The following is a 21,147-nucleotide window of genomic DNA, read 5'->3' on the forward strand; positions in this document are numbered from 1 at the left end:
CCCACCACGTACACTCGCCCCCGCTCCGCCGACCGGCGGGGCTTTTCGCACCCAGACCCGACGGGGAAAATGATCATGAGTTCCGCAGACAGCATCGAAGCGCCGATCTACGACGGCCTTGTGGAGGAGCAGGGAGACGTGCCCGCCGAGGTGCGGCGCGTGGCCGAGGAGGTGCTGCGCGACGCGGACCGCGCGGTCGACTTCGGCGGCGCGGGGCCGGCCGCCGACCGCTAGGCCCGGGCCCATCGCCGACCATGGGCATCGTGCAGCTGTTGCCGCGTTCCTGCGTATCCCGGGCGACGGCTTCCTGAGCGACCGTCGCCGACGTGAGTGGGTGGGGCCGCGGTCCGGCCGAGTGCCCGACGAGGCACCGGCGTCACCGCGGCCACCCGGCGGTCGAGCCCGAGGGCGGCCCCGGGACTTCACCTCCGCCCCGGTGAGCGGCCCGCGCGTCCGCGGAGAGCGCTCCCACAGCGTCACACCCCGAAGGACCGGCCCGGCTCGTCCCTCGCCGTCTCGCCGCCGCGCTGCCCTGGGGGCCGGACGAGGAGTTTCCGTGCTCCCTCCCACCCGCACCACCACCGTCGCCACCGCACTGGCTGCCCGCAGCTCCGAGGACGGGAGGGAGCGGACGGCAGGCCGCGCACCACCGGCAACTGCCGGTCCCAGCCGAGTGCGGAGATCGGCCACCAGCCGTTCGACGGGGAACGTCACGACCCCGCTGAGTATCCGGACTCAGGTCCGGCTTCCCGGCTGCCGCGACGATGAAGGCGACCAACCAGGCGACCGACCGGGCGCTGACCCCCGACAGGTCACCTCACGACCGGATCCCAGGAGAACCGTGCTCAGCAACGTCGCAGCCGCCGTCATCCCGTGCCTCGGCCGCCTCACCGTCACCTCCGACCACGGCAGCGCCCCGGAGCCCGGCTCCATCATCGTCGCCAACCACACCTCCCTCGCCGACCCCGGCGTCGTCCTCGCGGCGCTGCGGCACCTCGACGTCGAACCCGTCGTCCTGGCCGCCGCCGGCCTCTGGCGCATCCCGGTGCTCGGCCGGCTCCTGGAGCGCGGCGGCCACGTCCCCGTACACCGGGGCACCCACCGGGCGGCCGAAGCCCTTGACACGGCCGCCGCCGCGCTCGGAGCGGGCCGGCACGTCCTGATCTACGGCGAGGGGCGGATTCCGCTGCGCAAGGACGCCGCCGAGGCGCCCCCGGAGAGCTTCCGCAGCGGCCTCGCCCGGCTGGCCCACACGGCGGGCGCGCCCGTCGTCCCCCTCGGCCAGGTCGGCGCCCGCCGGGTGACCTCCGGCTCCACGGCCAAGCAGCTCGCCGGGCTCCTCACCGCCCCCGCCCGCCGCCCCCGGCTCCACGTCCACCTGGGCCTGCCGGTCCACCTGCCCCCGGGCGTCGAGGCCGCGACCGCCACCGCCCGCGAAGCCGTCAGCACCGCCTGGCGCACGGCTGCCCGGCACCTGGGCGAACCGGCGGCGTCCGTCCGGTGAAGCCCGCGACCGCGGTCTGGGGGCGGTGAAAGCCGCTGGGGCCGAGAACGCCGGCCCAGCAGCCCCCACCGGAAGCGCCCGGCCGGGAGCCGCGTTCAGGAGCCACGCCCGGGGGTACGCGCCCGGGTGGCGCCGCCGACCCCGGCAGCGTAGGTATGTGTAGGGCATGGTGTTCCGGCGAGGAGACGGATCGGCGATGACGGCGGCAGAGCGAACCACTCCTGCGCACGGCGTTCCCTGCTGGGTCAGCCTCATGACCCGCGACCTGCACGCCGCCGAGGACTTCTACGCGGCCGTCCTCGGCTGGACCTACCGCTCCGGCACCCTGGGAGAGGGATTCTCCGTCGCCCACGCCGACGGCCTGCCCGTCGCCGGGATCGGCCGGGTCGGGCCCGGACTGCCCACCGCCACCACCTGGACCCCGTACTTCGCCGTCGCCGACGTGGACGCCACCGCCGCCCGCGTACGGGAGCGCGGCGGCACCATCGCCGTCGGGCCCCTCCGGCTCGGCCCCGGCAGGGGAGCCGTGGCGGCGGACCGGGAGGGGGCCGGGTTCGGGTTCTGGGAGGGGCGGACCCCGCCCTGGTCGATCGGCCGGGGCAGCGCACCCGCCGCCCTCGAACTGCGCACGAGTCACGCCTTCGACGCCGCGATCTTCTACGCCGAGGTGTTCGGCTGGGACCCACTCGAACCCGACGGCTGCGAGGTCGGGTACGCCTACCAGCAGGACACCGTCGTCGTCCGCCACGGCGGCCACACCGTGGCCACTCTGCGCGGTGGCGGCGACGGGTCGTCGCCCGACCCCCGGCTGCGCCCCCGATGGCACGTCCGCTTCCAGGTCGACGACCTGACGGCGGCCACCGAGGCGGCGCGGAAGGCGGGCGGCGAGGTCTCCCCGACGACCGTCTCCGCGGACGGCGGGCCCGAATCGATGATCGAGGGCCCCGACGGCGCCCTCTTCACGGTCAGCGCCCGCCGGCCGACCGCACCGCCCGGGTGACGGGCGCCCGTCGGATCAGCAGGTCCGGAAGACGTGCCCCCGCTGCCCCGCGGGCCGCACGTCGAGGTCCCGGCGGACCACGGAGAGCTTCGCGCCCACGGCGGAACAGGCCCTGGCGAAGTCCCGGGCGGTGTACTCGACGGCGAAGACCCGGTTGCCGTACGCGGCGGCGTAGTCGTCGCACTCGTCGTAGCGGCCGCACTCCTCGGTGATCGCGAAGTCGAAGCCGATCTCCTCGCGCTGCTTCAGGAGGCCGGTGGTGTTCTTCTGCCCGATCGCCAGCCCCGCCGTATGGGCCCGCGCGGCCAGCAGCCGCGCGAACGCGGCGTTGTGCGCCCGGGTGAGCCGGCGGCCGGAACGCTCGTACGAATCGAGGTTGTCCGGCTCCACCGCCTGGAACCCGGACTTCGCACAGCCGTCGATCCAGCCGCCGACGATCTCCGCCAGCCGGGCGCGCTTGGCGGCCGTGGAGGTGTCGAGCAGAGCCTCGCCCCAAGCCTCGTCGTCGACGGGCTCGCCGCCGCCGTCGCGCAGCAGCAGGTCCGGGTGCTGCTTCTGCCACCAGCCCAGGGCGTCCGGCTGGGTCTGGAAGGCGTTGACGTAACAGATGTTGTAGAGCCCGCGTACGGGCTGGGCGCCACGGTCCCGCGAGAGCGCCTCGACCTCGGCGTGCGGGGTGTAGGCGCCGCCGAGCTGGTAGTCGAAGGTGGCGTCGGCCGCCGGGAGGACGACCTCGGGGGCGGGCGTCGCCGCGAACGTACTGGAGAGCAGGACCCCCGCGCCGACCGCCACGGCGACCCCGCCCGCCAGGGCCAGGGCCGTGAGGGTCGGCCTGAGGCGGCGGAGGGGAGTGTCGGCGTGCTTGGACATGGGGCCTCCCGGGCGTGCTCTGCGCGTACCTGCCCCGGCATCATGCACGGCCGATCATGAGCGAATCGTGAGCGTCAGCCGCCTGCAGGCCTGTTCGCCCGCCCCGTGCCCGCCCGCCGCCGCGACCGGGTCGGGGCGAGCCGCAGCACGAACACGGCACCGCCACCGGGCCGGGCACGGACGGTCAGAGCGCCCCGGTGGGCGAGGGCCACCCGGTGCACCAGCGAGAGCCCGATGCCCGTACCGCCACCCGGCGAGCGGAAGCGCTCGATCAGCTCCGGCAGCCGCCCCGGCTCCACCCCCGGCCCCCGGTCGGCCACCGACACCTCCGGCCCGTCGACGGTCACCAGAAGTTCCGCCCGGCCGATCGCCCCGGCCCGACGACCATGCCGAACGCCGTTGTCGAGCAGGTTGCGTACGGCCACCCGTACCAGCGCCGCGTCGGCCTCGACCACCGACTCCGCCGCCCGCAGCTCCAGCCGGTGCCCGCCCTTTGGCAGTTCGGCGCAGACTTCCTCCACGAGCTGGTCCAGGCGCAGCGGCTCGGCCCGTACCGCTTCCACGGCGGCCTCCAACCGGCCCCGGGTCAGCAGGTTCTCCACCACATGGCCCATCCGGTCGGCCGCCCGGCGGATCCCCGGCAGATACGTATCGGCCCCGCCGGAGCCGCGCTCGGCCAGTTCCACCGAACCGCGCATCACCGCCACCGGCGTCCGCAGCTCGTGCGCCGCGTCGGCGAGCAGCCGCTCCTGCTGCTCCAGCGCCTGCCAGGCGGGCCGCATGCTCCGCCCGGAGAGCACATGGCCGGTGAGTGCGGCCAGGGTGGTGAGCGCCGCGCCCCCGACGACCAGCGAGAGGGCCAGGCTGCGGTGCTCGGCCGACCCGTACGCCGGGTCCCCGACCGCGACGGCCGCGCCCGCCACCTCGTCGGTGTCGTCGTGCCAGAAGGGGAGGGCCAGCAGCCGGACGGGGCCGCCGGTACGGTCCTGGGCCTCCTGCCGCACGGCCTCCTCCCCGCGCATCGCCGCACGCGCCGCCCGGGCGAGCGTCGTGGCCGGTACGTCGAACTGCTGGACACCGCCCCGGAACACCACAGCGGGGCGGCCTCCGCGGCGTTCTTCCAGCACCAGGATCTGGGGCGTGCCCGCGGTCGCCTCGTCGTCGGTCAGACCGTCGAGCCGGATGCGGTCGTCCTCGTAGTAGACCAGCGAGGCCGCGACGGAGGCCCGGCGGCGCATCTCGTCGTACCCGGCGGCCTCCCGCGACCGGTCGTCGGTACGGATCACCAGCCAGGCCAGGCAGCTCAGCCCGGCGAGGGTGATCAGCGTGTACGCCGCGGTCAGGCGCAGTTGGAGCCGGCGCAGCCGGTCCCGGGCCGGGGCGCGGTGCCGCTGAGCGGAGCCCGCCATCAACCGGGCTCCGGGCCCGCGCCCAGCAGGAACCCCCGGCCGCGCACGGTGCGCACGAGCCCCGGGGCGCCGAGCTTGCGCCGCACTCCGGCGATGACGGCGTCCACCACATTGGAGACCGGGTCGGCCATCTCGTCCCAGCAGTGCTCCAGCAGCGCCGTACGCGTGACGACGCTGTCCCGGTGGACCAGGAGCTGCTGGAGCACTGCGTACTCCTTCGGGCTCAACGAGAGCAGCACCCCGCCGCGCCGCACCTCGTGCCGCGCCAGGTCCATCACCACATCCGCGCAGCTCAGGAAGGAGGGCAGCCGCTCGGACGCCCGCCGGGCCAGACTGCGTACGCGCAGGACGAGCTCACGCATCGCGAAGGGCTTGGCGAGGTAGTCGTCCGCCCCGCTCTCCAGCCCGTGCAGCCGCTCGTCCAGGGCGTCCAAGGCGGTGAGGCAGAGCACGGGTACCGGCCAGCCCGCCCGGCGCCTGCTCTCCAGCCGCGCGAGGGAGTCGCCGGAGGGCAGCATCCGGTCCAGGACCACACAGTCGTAGGCGGTGGCATGGAGCATCACGTCCGCCTCCGGCCAGTCGTCCGCACCGTCCACGGCGAACCCCGCCTCGTGCAGCCCGGTGGCGATCACCGCCCGCAGATCGTCGTCGTCGTCCACCAGCAGCACACGCAAGGAGACGCCTCCGGCAGCTCGGGGCCGGTCCCGGACGCTGCCGTACCGGCACCGGGGACCTGACCTGGGGAAGACCCGCCATCCTAAGGCGTGGCCCGCCCCGCCCGCGTTCCCGGTCAGCCCCCGCCGGCCCCGCCCCCTGGCCAGGGTCGGCCGTCGCCCGCCCGACCACCGTCCCCGCCGAGCGCCTCCGCGGCCTGCGCCGCCACGGCCTCGGCCACGGCCGCCAGGGCCGGGGAGTCCAGCTTCCACTGCTGCCAGTAGAGAGGGACGTCGATGTGCCGGTTCGGGGCGAGGAGCACCAGTCGGCCCGAGTCCAGCAGCGGGCGGGCGTGGACGTCGGGCAGCATCCCCCAGCCCATCCCCGCCGCCACGGCGTCCACGAACCCCTCCGAGGTGGGGACGAAATGGCGCCGCCCGCCGACCCGGCGCCCGCAGCCGAGGGCACGGGTGAAGGAGCCCTGGATGTCGTCGCGCCGGTCGAAGTCCACCACCGGCGCGTCCACGATCAGCTCGCGCAACGGGGCCGCCGTCCCCCACCCCAGCCACCGCTGCGCGAAGGCCGCCGTCGCCACCGGCAGATAGCGCATCCTGCCCAGACTCCGCACCGAACACCCGCTCACCGCCTCCGGGGACGAGGTGACCGCCGCCATCACCAGCCCCTCGCGGAGCAGCGCGGCCGTGTGGTCCTGGTCCTCCCGGCGCAGCTCGTAGCAGATGCCCAGCTCCTCCGGCACCCGGCCGAGGGCGGGCAGGAACCAGGTGGCCAGCGAGTCGGAGTTGACCGCGATCGTCAGCCGGGTCGGCTCGCCCGGGCCGGACATCCCGAGGGCCGCCTGCGCGTCCTGCTCCAGCCGGGCCAGCTGGCGGGCGAAGCGCACCACGATCTCGCCGGACTCGGTGGGCCGCACCGGCTTCGTCCGCATCAGCAGCACCCGGCCGGTGCGCCGCTCCAGGGCCTTCACCCGCTGGCTGACCGCCGACGGCGTCACATGGAGGGCGTTCGCGGCGGCGTCGAAGGTGCCTTCGTCGACGACGGCCAGGAGGGTCCGCACCTGATCGAGCGGGAGTTCCGACATCACGGCAGCTAATGATACGTAAGAATCATTAGCTGTACACGCGTGTCGGGGCTGCCTAGCGTCTGGTCCATGACGAACGCTCTGACCACCGCGGCCGCCGGGTTCGGCACCGGCCTCTCCCTCATCGTCGCCATCGGCGCCCAGAACGCCCTGGTCCTGCGCCAGGGAGTCCGCCGGGAGGCCGTTCCCGCCGTGGTCGCCATCTGCGCGCTGTCCGACGCGGTCCTCATCACCCTCGGCGTCGCCGGGGTCGGGGTCGTCGTCGTCGCCTGGCCCTCCGCCCTGGCCGTGGTCTCCCTGCTGGGTGCGGTGTTCCTGATCGGTTACGGCCTCTTGGCCGCACGCCGGGCCTTCCGTCCGTCCGCCCTCCTGCCGCAGGGCGCGCCCTCCGGGGCGACGCGGGGGGCCGTGCTCGCCTGCCTCGCGATGACCTGGCTCAACCCGCACGTCTACCTGGACACCGTGTTTCTGCTGGGCTCCGTAGCCGCCGATCGCGGCCCGCTGCGCTGGACCTTCGGGCTGGGTGCGATTCTCGCCAGCGTGTGCTGGTTCACCGCCCTCGGCTTCGGTGCCCGGCTGCTGAGCGGGGTGCTGGCCCGCCCGTCGTCGTGGCGTGTGCTGGACGGGCTGGTCGCCGCGATGATGATCGGCCTCGGCGTCCGACTGGCCCTGACCGCCTGACTGCCTGCTCTCCGGGCGGTCGCGCGGGCGTCAGTATGCGGGCGCGAGCCGGGCGAGGTCGGTGGTGCGCTGGGGGCTGAGGTCGAGTGCGGTGAGGATGGAGGGGGTGGCGATACTGGGGAGTATGTGCCGCTGGAGTGCGAGGTAGCGCTGTTCCAGATCGCGGTAGTTGGTGAGGGTCTGGGAGACCGCCTGGATGCCGGTGAAGGCCGCGACATAGAGGTCGGCGGTCTCCGTGGGGTTGACGTGCGGCAGGAGTTCGCCGTTCTGTTTGGCGTGGGCCAGGAGATCGTGGGTGGTCTGCTGCCAGCGGAGGAACGGGCCGGTCCGGTCCAGCCCCTGGGCCTGCTGGTCCATGGAGAGCCGGACGCCGGCGCGGGTGAGGAGACTGGTGTGGAGGCGATGGCTGAACATCATCCCCATGTCCACCAGCTCCTGGAGTTTCAGGGGCTGGTCAGGAGCGGGCGGCGGGGGCTCCTGGGCCTCCAGCACCCCGAGCGCCAGTTCTTCCTTGGACGGGAAATGGAAATAGAGCGCGCCTTTCGTCACGCCGGCGATCCTGAGTATTTCCGTGATCGTGGCGGCCTGGTATCCGTGTCTCTCGAAAGTCTCTGCTGCTGCCATCAGGATTGCCTGGCGGGTGCGGATCGCCCGGTCCTGCTTGGCCATCCCTGTCTCCTTCGTGGGGCTGTGCCGGTCGTGGGCCGGACGGGCGGTTTTCGGGGGGTGCGGGGATAGAAAAAAAACCGCTTAGTCTGTATCTTATCAGCGCGTGTGCACCGCAGGAACGGCTTGCCCATCACATAACCCCTGGGGGGAGTTATGCCCGAAGCAGCAGTGTTGACCGATCCTGTAACGGCGTCAGCCGTGGGTTCGGAGGCCCGAGTGGTGCATCCGGTGGCCATGGAACTGGTCCACAGGAGCAGGGCGGAGGACGCGTTCCCGCGCAGCTGGGTGCGGTTGGGGCCGGACCGGTTCCTCGTGGAGGCGGTGCTTCCGCACGACCACCCCTTCTTCGCCCCGGTCGGGGCGGACCGCCATGACCCGCTGCTGGTGACGGAGGCGATGCGGCAGGCCGCGATGCTGGCCTTCCACGCCGGGTACGGAGTCCCCGTCGGTCACCACTTCCTGATGGCGGATCTGGACTACGCGACCCACGCCGAGCACCTGGTCGTGGGCGGCCTGCCCACCGTGATCGACGTGGAGGTGACCTGCTCCGAGCTGAAGTGGCGCGGCGGGCTGCCGGTGCAGGGCCGGGTCGACTGGGTGGTGCGCCGCGCCGGGCAGCTGGCCGCGACGGGGATGGGCGCGACCAGGTTCACCAGCCCGCGGGTCTACCGGCGGATGCGCGGCGGATCGGCGGAGCCGGGCGTGGCGATACCGTGCACGGCACCGGTCGACGCCGCCCGGGCGGGCCGTGAGCGGGTCGAGGACGTTGTGCTCTCGAAGGGTGTGCGCGAAGGGGTCTGGGACCTGCGGGTGGACACCCGCCACCCGACGCTCTTCCAGCGCCCCAACGACCACGTGCCGGGCATGCTGTTGCTGGAGGCGGCCCGCCAGGCGGCGTGCCTGGTCGCCGGGGACGGCGGGTTCGTCCCCGCCGAGGGACGTACGCACTTTCACCGGTACGCGGAGTTCGGCACCCCGTGCACGATCGCCGCGGACGTCCTGGCGGGCGCCGCACCGGGCGAGGTAGCGGTCCGGGTGACGGGCCGTCAGGAGGGCGAGCCGGTCTTCGATTCGGTGCTGACGGGCCCGTCCGGCACGATCTGAAGCACGGGTCCGGGCGGTCCGGCGGAGGTCCGGTGACGGTACAGGGGAGTACGTGGGCGTGATTCTGGTGACAGGGGCGACCGGGGTGGTCGGCGGCGAGGTCGCGCGGCTGCTGGCGGCCGAAGGCCCGGTGCGGATCCTGGCGAGGCGTCCGGAGCGCGTGACGGTGCACGGCCCGGACGTGGAGGTCGTGGCGGGGGAGTACGCGGACCGCGAGGCGCTCGACCGGGCTCTGCGGGGGATCGACGCGGTCTTCCTGGTGACCAACAGCCCGACGGAGCCCGACGACCGGAGGGTCGCGACGGCCGCTGGGGCGGCGGGCGTACGCCGCCTGGTGAAGCTGTCGATGATGGCGGTCGAGGAGCCCGGCGCGGACGACTTCATCACCCGCCTCCAGCGGGGCAACGAACAGGCGGTGCGGGAGTCCGGGGTCCCCTGGACGTTCGTCCGCCCCAGGACCTTCATGTCCAACACGCTCTCCTGGGCGAAGGGCATCGTGTCCGACGGTGTGGTGCGGGCCCTGTACGGCGACTCACCGGTGGCGTGCGTCGACCCGCGGGACGTCGCGGCCGTGGCGGTCGCCGCCCTCACCGGCACGGGGCACGAGGGCCGGGCGTACGCGGTGTCGGGTCCGGAGCCCATCACCGCGCGCGAGCAGACGGCACGTCTCTCCGAGGTGCTGGGCCGACCGCTGCGCTTCGAGGAACTGCCCCTGGACCGGGCGCGCGAGGCGCTGCTCGCGAGATATCCGCGCCCCGTGGCCGAGGCGTTCCTGGAGAGCGCCGAGCGCCAGCGCGCCGGAGCCAAAGCGGCCGTGGTCCCCACCGTCGAGGAGCTGACGGGCCGACCCGCCAGGACATTCCGTACCTGGGCGGCGGATCACGCGGAGTCCTTCACCGCGATCGACCAGGGAACCTAGAGGCAGCGCCCCCGCGCGGTGGTCGACCGTGCACACGTTCCCCTGGAAATCAAACCGGTAAGTTGGTTTGATATTCTCATGACGCTGCTTGCCCGCTCCGGCGGAGAGTGCCCGGTCTCCGCGGCCCCTGGCCGAGACCCCCTTCCCATCCGCTCCTCGCCCCGGCGGAGGCTCCGGTGACCAAGCAGGTGCGCGCCGCGCGTACCCGCCAGGCCCTGATCCGCTCCGCCGCGATCGTGTTCGAGCAGCACGGGTACGCGCAGGCGCGCCTGGCGCTGATCAGTTCCGGTGCCGGGGTCAGCACGGGCGCGCTGCACTTCCACTTCGAGAACAAGGCCGCGGTCGCCCAGGCCGTGGTGGCGGAGGCCTCGCACGGCCTGCTGGAGGTGTCCAGCTCCATCCGCCGCAGGACGGGCACCGCCCTGCAGGCCCTCGTCGACACCTCCCACGCCCTGGTGGACCTCCTCGCCCGGGACCCGGTGACCCGGGCGGGATTCCGGCTCAGCTGCGACGGGGTGAGCGGCGATGAACCGGGCCTGCCCGCCCAATGGGAGCGCTGTGTAGGTGAGTTGCTCGACGACGCGGCTGCCGCCGGCACCCTCGCCGAGGACGTCTCCCGTACGGACGCCACCGCCGCGACGGTGGCCGCGACCACCGGGTTCGAGGTGCTCGGACGGTACGACCCCCAGTGGCTCTCCGCCCCCACGCCCACGGGCTTCTGGCGGCTGCTGCTGCCCCGCCTCGCCACCCCGGAGACCCTGCCCCTCCTGGACCCGTCGGGCACCGCCGCGGCGACGGATGCCGTCGCCACGGGACCGGACGGCCACCGGACGTCCGAGATGGGGGCCGCCGCCCCCGCCTGACCCTCCGGCGGCGGAGGCTCAGACCGGGCCCCGGCCCGCCCCGCCGCCGAGACCGGCCCGGTCCGGACCGCCGACCGGGCGACCGGCCCGATGCGCGTCCGCCCGCCCAGCGTCCGCACCCCAACTGGCCAGCAGGCGCAGCGCCTGGGCCGACTCCGAGCCCGGTTCCGCGTGGTAGGTGACCAGATACTGCTCCTGGTCGTCCGGCAGATGCAGGGTCTCGTAGGACAGGGCCATGTCCCCGACGAGCGGATGCCGCAGCAGCTTGGTGCCGTGCCCCTTCTCCTTGACGTTGTGCGTGGCCCACAGCCGCCGGAAGTCGTCGTTCTTGACGGAGAGCTCACCCACCAGCGCGGAAAGCTGCGGGTCGTCCGGATGGCACCCCGCGTACAGCCGCAGATAGCTGACCATGTCCGAGGCCTTGGTGTCCCACTCCACGAACAGGTCCCGGTAGGCGGGGGAGAGGAACACGAGCCGCGCCCAGTTGCGCTCCTCCGGCGGCAGCGTGCCCCAGTCGCCGAACACCGCCGCCGCCATCGGGTTCCAGGCCAGGATGTCGGAGCGCGCCCCGCTGACGTACGCGGGAACGCCCTCCAGGCTCTCCAGGAGATGGAGCAGCCCGTTCCGCACCCGCTGCACCCGGGCCGGGCCGCGCTTCTTCTTGTGCTGCCCGGGCCTGGCCAGATGGGTCAGATGCGCGTGCTCGGCGTCGCTGAGCCGCAGCGCCCGGGCGATCGCGTCGAGCACCTCGGCCGACACGTTGCGCCCGTTGCCCTGTTCCAGCCGGGTGTAGTACGCCACGGAGACCCCGGCCAGCTGCGCCAGCTCCTCCCGCCGCAGCCCCGGCACCCGGCGGGCCCGCCCGAACTCCGGCAGCCCCACGTCCTGCGGCCGGAGCCGGGCCCGCCGGGTGCGCAGGAACTCGCTGAGTTCGGCACGCCGGTCGAGCGGCTCGGGGGCGGGGGTGCCGGGCTGATCGTCCATGGCCTCCATTATTCCTGGTCGTACGCACAGGAGCCTGTCCCTGCCAGTAGTAGGACCAGCGGACGTAGGCAAGGCTGTGACCTGGGTAAACGCTGCCGGTCCCGTAATGCTGGATGACGTTCCTACCGCATCACCCAGAGGAGAACCTCCGGCATGACCACCGTTGCCGCCTACGCCGCTCCCCGTGCCAAGGCCCCGCTGGAGCGCACCACGATCGAGCGCCGCCCGGTGGGTGAGCTCGACGTCCTCATCGAGATCAAGTTCGCGGGCATCTGCCACTCGGACATCCACCAGGCCCGGGACGGCTGGGGCGAGGGCGTCTTCCCGATGGTGCCCGGCCACGAGATCGCCGGAATCGTCACCGAGACCGGCCCCGGCGTCACCCGCTTCAAGGCCGGCGACCGCGTCGGCGTCGGCTGCATGGTCGATTCCTGCGGACAGTGCGACGCCTGCCGGACGGGCCGCGAACAGCACTGTGCCGAGGGGAGCACCCAGACGTACAACGCCCTCGACCGCAGCGGCGAGCCGACGTACGGGGGCTACTCGACGCACATCGTCGTCCGCGAGGGTTTCGTCGTCTCCATCCCCGAGGGCATCGCCCTGGACGAGGCCGCGCCGCTGCTCTGCGCGGGCATCACCACGTACTCCCCGCTCCGCCGCTGGGGCGCCGGCCCCGGCAAGAAGGTCGCGGTCATCGGTCTCGGCGGTCTCGGTCACATGGCCGTCAAGATCGCGCACACCCTGGGCGCCGAGGTCACGGTCCTCTCCCAGTCCCTGCGCAAGAAGGACGACGGGCTCAAGCTGGGCGCCGACCACTACTACGCGACCAGCGACCCGAAGACCTTCGAGGAGCTGGCCGGAACCTTCGACATCATCCTCTCCACGGTCTCCGCCCCGCTGGACTTCGGCGCCTACCTCGCCCTGCTGAGGACCGACGGCACCCTGGTCAACGTGGGCGCGCCCGAGGAGCCGATCTCGCTCAACCTCTTCTCGCTGATCGGCGGCAACAAGTCGATAGCGGGCTCCGCGATCGGCGGGATCGCCGAGACCCAGGAGATGCTGGACTTCTGCGCCGTGCACGGTCTCGGCGCCGAGATCGAGGTCATCGAGGCGGGCCGGGTCAACGAGGCGTACGAACGGGTCCTCGCCAGTGACGTCCGCTACCGCTTCGTGATCGACACGGCGACGATCTGAGCGGTCCGACAAGCCGTCCGCGGGTGTGCCCCGGGTCCCTGGAACTCGCCGAGAGGGCCCGGGGCGCACCCGCATGCTCAGGGGCCGGGGGCGGTCCGCCGTACCCCTTCCAGGACGGCTGCCAGCAGTCCGGGGAAACGTGTCTCCAGGTCGGCCTCGCGCAGCCTGCTCAGGCGTGAGGTCCCCTCGTAGTGCTGGTGGATGACGCCCGCCTCACGCAGCACCTTGAAGTGGTGCGTGGTGGTCGACTTGCTCACCGGGAGATCGAACGCGACGCAGGCCATGTCCGGGTGCCCGTCCGCCAGTCCCCGCACGATCCGCAGCCGGACGGGATCGGCCAGCGCCCGCAGGACACCTTCGAGGCCGATCTCCTCCACGGACGGATGGGCGAGCGGGCGCCCGGACGTGGCCGCGGGTTCGGTGGGGGACATGGAGCCTCCTCAAAGTCCGACGAGCCCCTGAAAGTACGACAATCATCGTAGTTTGACAACTACCGTACTACGAGGATTTCGTACGGGGCATGGCGCCGCTGCCCCTTCCGGCCGGCAGGGTGCCCGGTCCTGCGCCCGACCCCGAGGAGACATTCCGGTGAGTGCCCTGTTCACGCCCCTGACTCTGCGGTCCCTGGAGATTCCCAACCGCGTGTGGATGTCCCCGATGTGCATGTACTCCGCGGCAGCCCAGGGGCCCGAGACCGGGGCGCCGACCGACTTCCACCTCACCCACCTGGCCGCCCGTGCCGCCGGAGGCGCCGGGCTCGTCATGGCCGAGGCCACCGGCGTACGCCCGGACGGCCGGATCACCCCCTGGGACCTGGGCCTGTGGAACGACCGCCAGCAGGAGGCCTTCGCCCGTATCGCCGCCGCGATCGCCTCCCACGGAACGGTCCCCGGCATCCAGATCGCCCACGCCGGCCGCAAGGCCTCCACCCAACGGCCCTGGATCGGTGACGGCCCGGTCCCCGGGAGCGCGGGCGGCTGGGGTGCCGTCGCCCCCAGCCCCGTCGCCTTCGACGGCCTGCCCGTCCCGCACGAGCTGACCGTGGACGAGATCCAGCAGCTGGTACGGGACTTCGCCGCGGCGGCCGAGCGCGCCCTCGCCGCCGGATTCCGGGTCGTCGAGATCCACGGCGCCCACGGCTACCTGATCAACTCCTTCCTCTCCCCGGCAGCCAACCACCGCACCGACACCTACGGCGGCAGCTGGGAGAACCGGGTGCGCTTCCCGCTCCAGGTGGTCGACGCCGTCCGCGCCATCTGGCCCGACGACCTCCCCGTCCTCTTCCGCACCTCCGCCACCGACTGGCTGACCGAGGACCCCGAGGACCCTCGCGAGGGCTGGACCGGCGACGACACCGTCCGCCTCTCCAAGGAGCTGACCGCCCACGGCGTCGACCTCCTGGACGTCTCCTCCGGCGGCCTGGTACCCGACGCCCGGATCACCGCCCGCCCCGGCTACCAGGTGCCCTTCGCCGAACAGGTCCGGCAGGCCACCGGCACCCCCACCTCCGCCGTGGGCCTGATCCTGGAGCCCGCCCAGGCCGAGGAGATCGTCGCCTCCGGCCAAGCCGATGCCGTCATGCTCGGCCGCCAGCTGCTTCGCGACCCGCACTGGGCCCACCACGCCGCCACCGCCCTCGGCGCCGAGCCGCGCTGGCCCGACCCGTACGGCTACGCGGTGGCCCGCCGCCTCACCGCCAAGTCCTGACACCGGGCGGGCGGCCGGGCAGCGGTGGATGCGACCCCACCGGGCAGGAGCGGTCGATCGTCGTCCGCCGGGGCGCCCGGGCCGCCGTCGAGGCGGGCGCCGACCGCTCCCCGCCCGCCGCGAGGAACAGATCCTCGCCGCCGCAGTCGAGGAGTGCGGCCGCCGCGTCCACACCTCCGCGTCCATGACCGAGGCGGGCCGCCGGGGCCGCCGAGCCGATGCCGCCCACGTACTCCGGCTCCGAAACGGGCTCCTCCTCGCCTGCCCGGAACCCGTCGCGCCCCGGCTCGTCACCGTGATCGAGGAGGCGACGGCGCCCAGGCGGCCCGCGGTAGAAGGCCCGTACCGCGTGCTGAGCCCCGTCTTCGGCGTCCTGGAGGGGCGGCGCGGCCCCCGGTTCGTGCTGTACGACCGGACACCGAAGCCCGGGACCGACCTGCACACCGCCCCACACCGGCACCACCGGCCACCGGCGAACCCGTTGGCCCCGGCACGGCCTTCCGCGCGGCTGCGGCGGATTGGGGTATTCCCCGGCCACATGCGGTCAACTGGTCGTATCATGCGAGGACTTCGGTGATCCGGAGCGACAACTGAATGCGTGCGCGACTGGGGGAAGCCGGTGGGAATCCGGCGCTGACCTGCAACCGTGTGCGGCCGCTCGGGCCGCGAGTCGGACAGCCCGGCGCGTGACGCGTACCGCTTCCCCCTGCCATGGTCTGCAGCGCGAAGCCGCGGTGGCAGGTCTGCTGCGCGTACGCCGTGCGATGCGCGGGACCGGACGCGCCGCGGACGGCCGTCTCCGGTGCGGCGCGGCAGGCCGCCCCGTACCGGAAGGCACGCTCGTGCACCTGGCATCCGCCCGCCGCACCCTCGTCGTCACGGCCGCCCTCGGCCTCGCTCTCACCTCCGCCCCCGCCGCGGCCCAGCCGCAGGCCCCAGCCTCCACGAACGCCCCCGTGAAGGTGACGCTCACCGTGAAGGGGCCGGACGGGCTCCTCTTCAAGGGAAGGATCAAGACCAAGGGGCATGACGTCACCACCGTCACCGGCGGCACCCACCGCTGCGACGGCACCAACGGCGGCGCGAACCCGAGCGCCGTTCCCACACCCACCGCGGCCCTGGACGACGCCGCCGAGAAGAGACACTTCACCTGGGACGGCACCTGGTACGCGTCGTTCGACGACTACTCGGTCGACACCATAAAGAACGTCAGCGGCGGTGGCGTCGCCTACTGGAACATCGCCGTCAACGGCACGTCGATCCCGGTGGGCGGCTGCCAGTTCAAGCTGAACGCCGGGGACAGGGTCGCCTTCACCTGGACCGCGTTCTAGCACCCGGCGGGCGCCCGCCCCGGCACCTGGCCCACCTCCGCGCCGCGACCCTCCTCGCGGCGCGGAGCCTCGCCCCGGAGCGTCCCGCCGGCATCAGCGCGCCCCGGTCACGGTCCCCCCTCCGAACACGGTCGACACCTGCACGTGGAGCGCCTCCAGGAGCCAGTCATGGGCCGACCCGGGCGTCGGCTCCAAGGGCCCGCCCGGAACCCCGAGCACCTCGGCGGTCAGCTCCCAGTACCGGTCGATGCGCGGATCGGCCGCGAGCTGCCCGACGAGCCGACGGCGGAACCCCGGAGTGTCGTGGGTGCCGTACGTGCTCGCGTACGCGTCCACGAAGCCGTCCAGCGCCTCCCCCGGGCGGGGCGGCCCGCCCCGCCGCATCTCCTCGCCCGCCAGGTCGTACGCCGTGGCCAGCCCCGCGTACAGCACCGCCGCCTCGCGCGCCCCTGCCGCCTGATGCGCGCCGGGCTGACAGCGGCCGCCCCTCCCGTCGCACGGCCGGGACACGAAGGCGTTCAGCCGGGCGAAGGCGAGCACCTGCGCGGGCCGGGGGTCCTCGGGCGGCTGCACCACCGCCACCTCCAGGAACGCGTCGACGGAGCGAGCAGGCATCCGCGCAGGCAGCCAGGCACGCCAGAACCGGACCAACGGGGTCGTGCTCGGCGCCCCGGCCACCGCCCCGACCAGCCGCAGCCGGGCGGGGCGTTCGGCCGACGGACAGTCCCGTACGAGCCGGAGCGCGGCCTCACGCCAGCGCAGCGCCCTCAGCTCCGAGCCGAGCGTCCGCAGCCGCCCGGCGACGGCGCCCTCCAGCACGTCCCCCGCACCCCCGGCGTCCTGCTCGTCGAGGATCCGGCGCACATCGGCCACCGGCAGGCCGAGCCCTCGCAGTGACCGGATCAGACCCAGCCGCTCCACGGCCTCCGGCCCGAATCTGCGGTGCCCGCCCGCGCTGCGGGACGCCTCCGGCAGCAGCCCGCCGTCGGAGTAGAAGCGGACGGTCTTGACGCTGACCCCCGCCTGCTCGGCCAGCTCGCCGATCGTGCAGAGACCGTCGTGCGACGAGAACACTTGAACCTCCCCCAAGAGGAGTTCCTACGGTACCGGCGAGCGCTGCCGGAGAGGCCGGGCCGGGGCGCGTACGGAAGAGCCTGACGAGGAGGAACCATGACCGTATTCATCCTGGTGGCCGGGGCGTTCACCGGACCGTACGTATGGCGGGACACGGCCGCGCACCTGACCGCGGGAGGCGCGGACGTACGTGCGGTGGCGCTGACCGGACTCGGCAAGGGCGCGGGCGGTCCGGCGGCGGCCGTCGACCTGGAGACCCATATCGCGGACGTCCTCGCGGTGATCGACCGGGCAGTGGCCGACGACAGCGGCGGGATCGTGCTCGTCGGCCATGACTACGGCATCCACCCGGTGCTGGGCGCGGCCGACCGCCGGGCGGGGGCGGTCGCCCGGATCGTCCACCTGGACTCGGGGATGCCGAGGGACGGCGTCCCCGCCCTGGCCGCCGTACCGGATCAGCGCCTGCGCGAGGAACTCACCGAGGGCGGGGGAGGGCGGAGCGCCGGTGAGCTGCTGCCGCCCGCGCGGGACGGCTGGTCCCGATGGGGGAGCACCGCGGGGCTCTCCGAAGCGGCGCTGGACACACTCACCGCCCTCGCGGCCCCGCAACCGCTGAGCACCCTGCTCCAGCCGCTGCGGCTCACCGGCGCGGTGGCGGGCGTGCCCGTGACCGGGGTGCTGTGCACCGGCAACGGGCCGGGCATCGAACTGGTCCAGCTGATGGTGGACGTGGGCGAACCCGCCCTCCAGGCCCTGGCCGGCCCCCGGGTGACCTTCTTCGAACTCCCCACGGGCCACTGGCCGATGCTGTCCTGCCCCGCCGAGCTGGCCGGGGCCCTGACCGAGGCCGCCGCGGGAGGAGGCCACCGACTGACGGCCCCCGGCACCGACGGCCCGCCTCCGCACCTGCGGCCGTTCCTCCTCGACGTCCCCGAACGGCCCCGCGAACGGACCGGGAACACCGACCTGTACCTGCCCGACGGACCGGGACCGCACCCGGCCGTGGTGTTCGTCCACGGCGGCCCCGTACCCGCCGACGCACGGCCGACGCCCCGCGACTGGCCGACCCTGACGGGGTACGCGCGGTACGTCGCCGGGCGCGGGGCCGTGAGCGCCGTACTGGATCACCGCCTGCACGCCGTGACCGACTACGGGCGGGCCGCCGAGGACGTGGCCCACGCGGTGGAACGGGTGCGGGCCGACCCCCGGGTGGACGGCGACCGGGTGGCCCTGTGGTTCTTCTCCGGCGGCGGTCTGCTCACCGCCGACTGGCTGGCCGCGCCCCCGCCCTGGCTGCGCTGCCTGGCCGTCAACTATCCGATCCTGGCTCCCCTGCCGGGCTGGGGAGTGACCGACGCCCGGTTCCACCCCGCGCGGGCGGTCGCGCAGGCGGGGGGACTCCCGATCGTGCTGGTCCGGGCGGGGCGCGAGACGGCCGGGATCGCCGCGACCGTCGAGGAGTTCCTGACCGGGGCCGCACGTGGCGGGGCCGACGTCGAGGTGGTCGACGTACCGGCCGGCCGCCACGGCTTCGAGACCCTTGACCGGACGGCCGAGTCCCGAGCTGCCGTGCACCGCGCGGTCACGGCGGTGCTGGCGCGCCTGGAGTGCGGCGGAGAGGCTACTCGATGACCAGTTCGACGTCGATGTTCCCCCGGGTCGCCTTGGAGTAGGGGCAGTACGCGTGGGTGGCCTCGACGAGCCGCTGCCCGACCTCGCCGGTGAGGGAGTCCGGCAGCTCCACGCGCATGACGACCGCGAGACCGAAGCCGTCGCCGTCCTTGCCTATGGAGACCTCCGAGGTCACGGAGACGTCCTTGGTGTCGACCTTCATCTCCCGGGCGACCGCCGCCATCGCACTGGCGAAGCAGGCGGCGTACCCGGCCGCGAAGAGCTGCTCGGGGTTGGTGCCCTTGCCGTTGCCGCCGAGGGCCGGGGGCAGGGCGAGCGGCAGATCGATCTGACCGTCCGAGCTGACGGCACGGCCCTCGCGGCCGTTGGCGGTGGCGGCAGCGGTGTACAGCGCGTCCATGGGGTGACCCTTCTTCGTCGGTACCGCGGACGGATCGCCCGCGGCCAGTGCGGCAACAGTTGCACACAATTTAATTGTGCACAACTAAATGAGGGGATCGGCGGTAGGCTGGGCTCATGACGCCAGCATCCGCCCGCCCGACCACGCCTGACCTGACCGCCGTGCCCGACGCGGAGCTGCTGCGACTCGACCACCAGGTCTGCTTCTCGCTGCACGCCGCGTCGCGCGCGTTCGGCGGCTTCTACCGGCAGGTGCTCAAGGGCCTCGGCCTCACCTACCCCCAGTACTTGGTCATGTTGGTCCTGTGGGAGGGCGGCCCCCGGCCCGTCAAGGCCATCGGCGAGCGCCTCCATCTGGACTCCGGGACCCTCTCGCCCCTGCTGAAGCGGCTGGAGGTGGCCGGGCTGGTCCGGCGCGAGCGCAGTCGTGAGGACGAGCGCTCGGTCCTCGTGGTGCTGACCGACGACGGTGCGCGGCTGCGTGAACGCGCACTGTCGATCCCCCGGGGTGTGCTCGCGGCGACCGGCCTGTCGCTGGAGGAGGTTCTCACGCTGCAGAAGACGCTCGGCCGCCTTGCCACCGCTCTGGGGGAGGCGGTCGACGCCCCGGATGGAACTTCGATGGAGTGACAGTTTCTCTTGTCGCTATCCATTGGCGACAGTTAAACTTGTCGCATGGACGAAACGACGGTCATCCCCACCCCGGCCCGCCACGACGAGAACTTCTGGTCCGTGGTCACGGCACCGGTGGAGCCCGCCTGGAGCGAGCCCGGCGACGAGGACACGTTCGCGATGGACGGGAAGGTGCTTGACGCGGCCCGCGCGCTCGCCGAGCGGATATCGACGCGCGCGGACGCCTACCGCACCGCCGGTCAGCCCTTCGACGCCGCGCTCATGGCCGCCCCGGACCTGCAGTTGGCGCTGTTGCGTTCGCTGTACGAGGCCAAGCTCTCCGTCGACCGGCTGGCCGAGAGCGCGGCCACGGCGGCCGGGCGGGGCGGGGCGAGCTACACGCAGCTGGGCACGGCCTGGGGCGGCATCAAGCGCCAGTCCGCCCGCCTCAAGTGGCCTCACGCAGTGGTGAAGAGGCCGGCCGACGAGTCCATCCCGCTCGACTACGCGGGCGGTTCCGCCGTCATCCACCACGATCCGGGCGCGGACGCCTGGTGGTACACCGCCACAGCGGCGGACCGGCAGGAGGGGGAGTCCGAGGCCGCGTACCGCACATCGGCCGAAGCCATTGCACGGGCGACCGAGTTCCTCCTGGCGCACGCCCGGCCCCCGAGGCAGGACCCCGCCTGACCGGAAGACCGCCGACCCGGCGCGACGACCGTCCCGAGGAGCCCCGGCGGGAGAGGCTGGCCCGCAACCTCCACGAAGCCGCGGAGCTGTGCGACCGGACCGGGCCCGAACATCCGCGGGAGCTGCACGAGAGCTTCGGGCCGCTGGCCGGTGCCGGACCCGGCGGACGCGTCCTGGAGGTGGGCTGCGGGGTCGGTCGTGCGACGGTGCCCCTGTCCGCACGGGGCTGCCGGACCACCGCCGTCGATACGGTCACCCAGCGGTACCTCACCCGAAGCTGGCAGTGTCCCACCGGCCCTGACGCCTTCGCCGCCCCGGGTGGTGGGGGCAGCACCGTCGCGCCGCCCGGGCGGCCGTCGCCGATGCCGAACAGCAGTGGGTACGAGGGGAAGGCGAGGCAAAGCCGCTCGACGCGGGCGACCACCTCCGGCCAGGCGATGAAGCCGATGCCCGGCAGCCCGTAAGGGGCGGTGAAACCGAAACCGGAGACGGAGAACCCGTCGTCGTGCCGGGCGGCGACCGACGCCCCGTACATGTCGTAGAGGCCAGCGAGCGGGGTGGTTCCGGGCATCTGGAGCTGCCCGCGCAGCGCGCTTCCGTAGCGCGTGTCTCTCCTCGGGTGCGGCCGTGAACCGCGCGGGGCGGCGGGTGCGGTTCACGCACGGAAGAGCGGCGAGGGCCGCACCTGACGACGGCGTTTGCACCCGGCGAGAACCGTGTACCGACCCGGAGGCGTTCATCGCGCGGCGACT

The 21,147-nt window shown here is 73.5% G+C and carries 23 protein-coding genes and 1 pseudogene; 13 read left to right on the forward strand and 11 right to left on the reverse strand.

The features are described from left to right. Positions 1-75 precede the first annotated feature (75 nt). From AC0682_RS23900 to AC0682_RS23910, 3 genes are all read left to right on the forward strand, one after another. Positions 76-234, forward strand: a complete 159-nt coding sequence (locus tag AC0682_RS23900) for a hypothetical protein (protein ID WP_478535019.1) — start codon at positions 76-78, stop codon at positions 232-234. Positions 235-841: 607 nt separating this feature from the next. Then, a complete protein-coding gene (locus AC0682_RS23905; RefSeq protein WP_478535020.1) occupies positions 842-1,504 on the forward strand; it encodes a lysophospholipid acyltransferase family protein in 663 nt (220 codons plus the stop codon). Positions 1,505-1,700: 196 nt separating this feature from the next. Further along, positions 1,701-2,504, forward strand: a complete 804-nt coding sequence (locus tag AC0682_RS23910) for a VOC family protein (protein ID WP_478535021.1) — start codon at positions 1,701-1,703, stop codon at positions 2,502-2,504. 15 nt (positions 2,505-2,519) lie between these two features. On the opposite strand, the gene AC0682_RS23915 is transcribed toward AC0682_RS23910, so the two are convergent. The 4 genes from AC0682_RS23915 to AC0682_RS23930 all read right to left on the reverse strand — a co-directional run bounded on the left by AC0682_RS23915 (position 2,520) and on the right by AC0682_RS23930 (position 6,539). Next, positions 2,520-3,374, reverse strand: coding sequence for an endo alpha-1,4 polygalactosaminidase (locus AC0682_RS23915; protein WP_478535022.1), 855 nt, complete (start codon positions 3,372-3,374; stop codon positions 2,520-2,522). 74 nt (positions 3,375-3,448) lie between these two features. Next, entirely contained in the window at positions 3,449-4,783 is a 1,335-nt protein-coding gene (locus AC0682_RS23920) for a sensor histidine kinase (RefSeq protein ID WP_478535023.1), read from the reverse strand. Beyond that, positions 4,783-5,457, reverse strand: coding sequence for a response regulator (locus AC0682_RS23925; RefSeq protein ID WP_478535024.1), 675 nt, complete (start codon positions 5,455-5,457; stop codon positions 4,783-4,785). Before AC0682_RS23925 ends, AC0682_RS23920 begins: the two co-directional genes overlap by 1 nt. 116 nt (positions 5,458-5,573) lie before the next feature. Then, positions 5,574-6,539, reverse strand: coding sequence for a LysR family transcriptional regulator ArgP (locus tag AC0682_RS23930; protein WP_478535025.1), 966 nt, complete (start codon positions 6,537-6,539; stop codon positions 5,574-5,576). Positions 6,540-6,605: 66 nt separating this feature from the next. On the opposite strand from AC0682_RS23930, the gene AC0682_RS23935 reads away from it, so the two are divergent. Then, entirely contained in the window at positions 6,606-7,217 is a 612-nt protein-coding gene (locus AC0682_RS23935) for a LysE/ArgO family amino acid transporter (protein WP_478535026.1), read from the forward strand. Between the two features lie 30 nt (positions 7,218-7,247). On the opposite strand, the gene AC0682_RS23940 is transcribed toward AC0682_RS23935, so the two are convergent. Continuing rightward, a complete protein-coding gene (locus AC0682_RS23940) occupies positions 7,248-7,886 on the reverse strand; it encodes a ScbR family autoregulator-binding transcription factor (protein ID WP_478535027.1) in 639 nt (212 codons plus the stop codon). A gap of 234 nt (positions 7,887-8,120) precedes the next feature. Between AC0682_RS23940 and afsA the strand changes: the two genes are divergently transcribed. The 3 genes from afsA (at position 8,121) to AC0682_RS23955 (ending at position 10,772) form a co-directional block, all read left to right on the forward strand. Continuing rightward, positions 8,121-8,990 carry a 2-oxo-3-(phosphooxy)propyl 3-oxoalkanoate synthase gene (afsA, locus tag AC0682_RS23945; RefSeq protein ID WP_478535048.1) on the forward strand — a complete coding sequence of 290 codons (870 nt, stop codon included), beginning with the start codon at positions 8,121-8,123 and terminating at the stop codon, positions 8,988-8,990. A 58-nt stretch (positions 8,991-9,048) separates the two neighbouring features. After that, the gene (locus AC0682_RS23950) at positions 9,049-9,909 is read left to right on the forward strand and encodes an NAD(P)H-binding protein (RefSeq protein WP_478535028.1); all 861 of its coding nucleotides are present in this window, start codon (positions 9,049-9,051) and stop codon (positions 9,907-9,909) included. A 176-nt stretch (positions 9,910-10,085) separates the two neighbouring features. Beyond that, the gene (locus tag AC0682_RS23955) at positions 10,086-10,772 is read left to right on the forward strand and encodes a ScbR family autoregulator-binding transcription factor (RefSeq protein WP_478535029.1); all 687 of its coding nucleotides are present in this window, start codon (positions 10,086-10,088) and stop codon (positions 10,770-10,772) included. Positions 10,773-10,790: 18 nt separating this feature from the next. On the opposite strand, the gene AC0682_RS23960 is transcribed toward AC0682_RS23955, so the two are convergent. Beyond that, entirely contained in the window at positions 10,791-11,756 is a 966-nt protein-coding gene (locus AC0682_RS23960; RefSeq protein ID WP_478535030.1) for an MmyB family transcriptional regulator, read from the reverse strand. Between the two features lie 153 nt (positions 11,757-11,909). Here AC0682_RS23960 and AC0682_RS23965 point away from each other — a divergent pair, with 153 nt between their 5' ends. Continuing rightward, positions 11,910-12,950 carry an NAD(P)-dependent alcohol dehydrogenase gene (locus AC0682_RS23965; RefSeq protein ID WP_478535031.1) on the forward strand — a complete coding sequence of 347 codons (1,041 nt, stop codon included), beginning with the start codon at positions 11,910-11,912 and terminating at the stop codon, positions 12,948-12,950. A gap of 77 nt (positions 12,951-13,027) precedes the next feature. On the opposite strand, the gene AC0682_RS23970 is transcribed toward AC0682_RS23965, so the two are convergent. Then, positions 13,028-13,381: an ArsR/SmtB family transcription factor gene (locus AC0682_RS23970; RefSeq protein ID WP_478535032.1), complete on the reverse strand. Its 354-nt coding sequence runs from the start codon at positions 13,379-13,381 to the stop codon at positions 13,028-13,030. Positions 13,382-13,538: 157 nt separating this feature from the next. On the opposite strand from AC0682_RS23970, the gene AC0682_RS23975 reads away from it, so the two are divergent. Beyond that, the gene (locus tag AC0682_RS23975) at positions 13,539-14,657 is read left to right on the forward strand and encodes an NADH:flavin oxidoreductase/NADH oxidase (protein WP_478535033.1); all 1,119 of its coding nucleotides are present in this window, start codon (positions 13,539-13,541) and stop codon (positions 14,655-14,657) included. Here AC0682_RS23975 and AC0682_RS23980 read toward each other — a convergent pair. Further along, positions 14,641-14,886 (reverse strand): hypothetical protein, encoded by a 246-nt coding sequence (locus AC0682_RS23980; protein ID WP_478535034.1) that lies wholly within the window; start codon positions 14,884-14,886, stop codon positions 14,641-14,643. The genes AC0682_RS23975 and AC0682_RS23980 overlap by 17 nt on opposite strands. Positions 14,887-15,499: 613 nt before the next feature. Here AC0682_RS23980 and AC0682_RS23985 point away from each other — a divergent pair. Further along, positions 15,500-15,988, forward strand: a complete 489-nt coding sequence (locus AC0682_RS23985; RefSeq protein ID WP_478535035.1) for a DUF4430 domain-containing protein — start codon at positions 15,500-15,502, stop codon at positions 15,986-15,988. A gap of 93 nt (positions 15,989-16,081) precedes the next feature. Here AC0682_RS23985 and AC0682_RS23990 read toward each other — a convergent pair whose 3' ends face one another. Further along, on the reverse strand, positions 16,082-17,062 hold the full coding sequence (locus tag AC0682_RS23990; RefSeq protein WP_478535036.1) for a MerR family transcriptional regulator: 981 nt from the start codon (positions 17,060-17,062) through the stop codon (positions 16,082-16,084). Between the two features lie 96 nt (positions 17,063-17,158). Between AC0682_RS23990 and AC0682_RS23995 the strand changes: the two genes are divergently transcribed. After that, entirely contained in the window at positions 17,159-18,694 is a 1,536-nt protein-coding gene (locus AC0682_RS23995; protein WP_478535037.1) for an alpha/beta fold hydrolase, read from the forward strand. Here AC0682_RS23995 and AC0682_RS24000 read toward each other — a convergent pair. Continuing rightward, positions 18,684-19,094 (reverse strand): Ohr family peroxiredoxin, encoded by a 411-nt coding sequence (locus AC0682_RS24000; protein WP_478535038.1) that lies wholly within the window; start codon positions 19,092-19,094, stop codon positions 18,684-18,686. The two genes, AC0682_RS23995 and AC0682_RS24000, sit on opposite strands and share 11 nt — an antisense overlap. 116 nt (positions 19,095-19,210) lie before the next feature. Here AC0682_RS24000 and AC0682_RS24005 point away from each other — a divergent pair, with 116 nt between their 5' ends. Together AC0682_RS24005 and AC0682_RS24010 are read left to right on the forward strand one after the other, a co-directional pair. Then, positions 19,211-19,723 carry a MarR family winged helix-turn-helix transcriptional regulator gene (locus AC0682_RS24005; RefSeq protein ID WP_478535039.1) on the forward strand — a complete coding sequence of 171 codons (513 nt, stop codon included), beginning with the start codon at positions 19,211-19,213 and terminating at the stop codon, positions 19,721-19,723. Between the two features lie 45 nt (positions 19,724-19,768). Next, on the forward strand, positions 19,769-20,395 hold the full coding sequence (locus tag AC0682_RS24010; RefSeq protein ID WP_478535040.1) for a hypothetical protein: 627 nt from the start codon (positions 19,769-19,771) through the stop codon (positions 20,393-20,395). Between the two features lie 352 nt (positions 20,396-20,747). On the opposite strand, the pseudogene AC0682_RS24015 reads toward AC0682_RS24010, so the two are convergent. Beyond that, positions 20,748-20,966, reverse strand: a pseudogene (locus AC0682_RS24015) (isocitrate lyase/PEP mutase family protein); the annotation flags it as partial. Positions 20,967-21,147: the final 181 nt, after the last annotated feature.

The organism is Streptomyces sp. NPDC043746, from assembly GCF_056436485.1.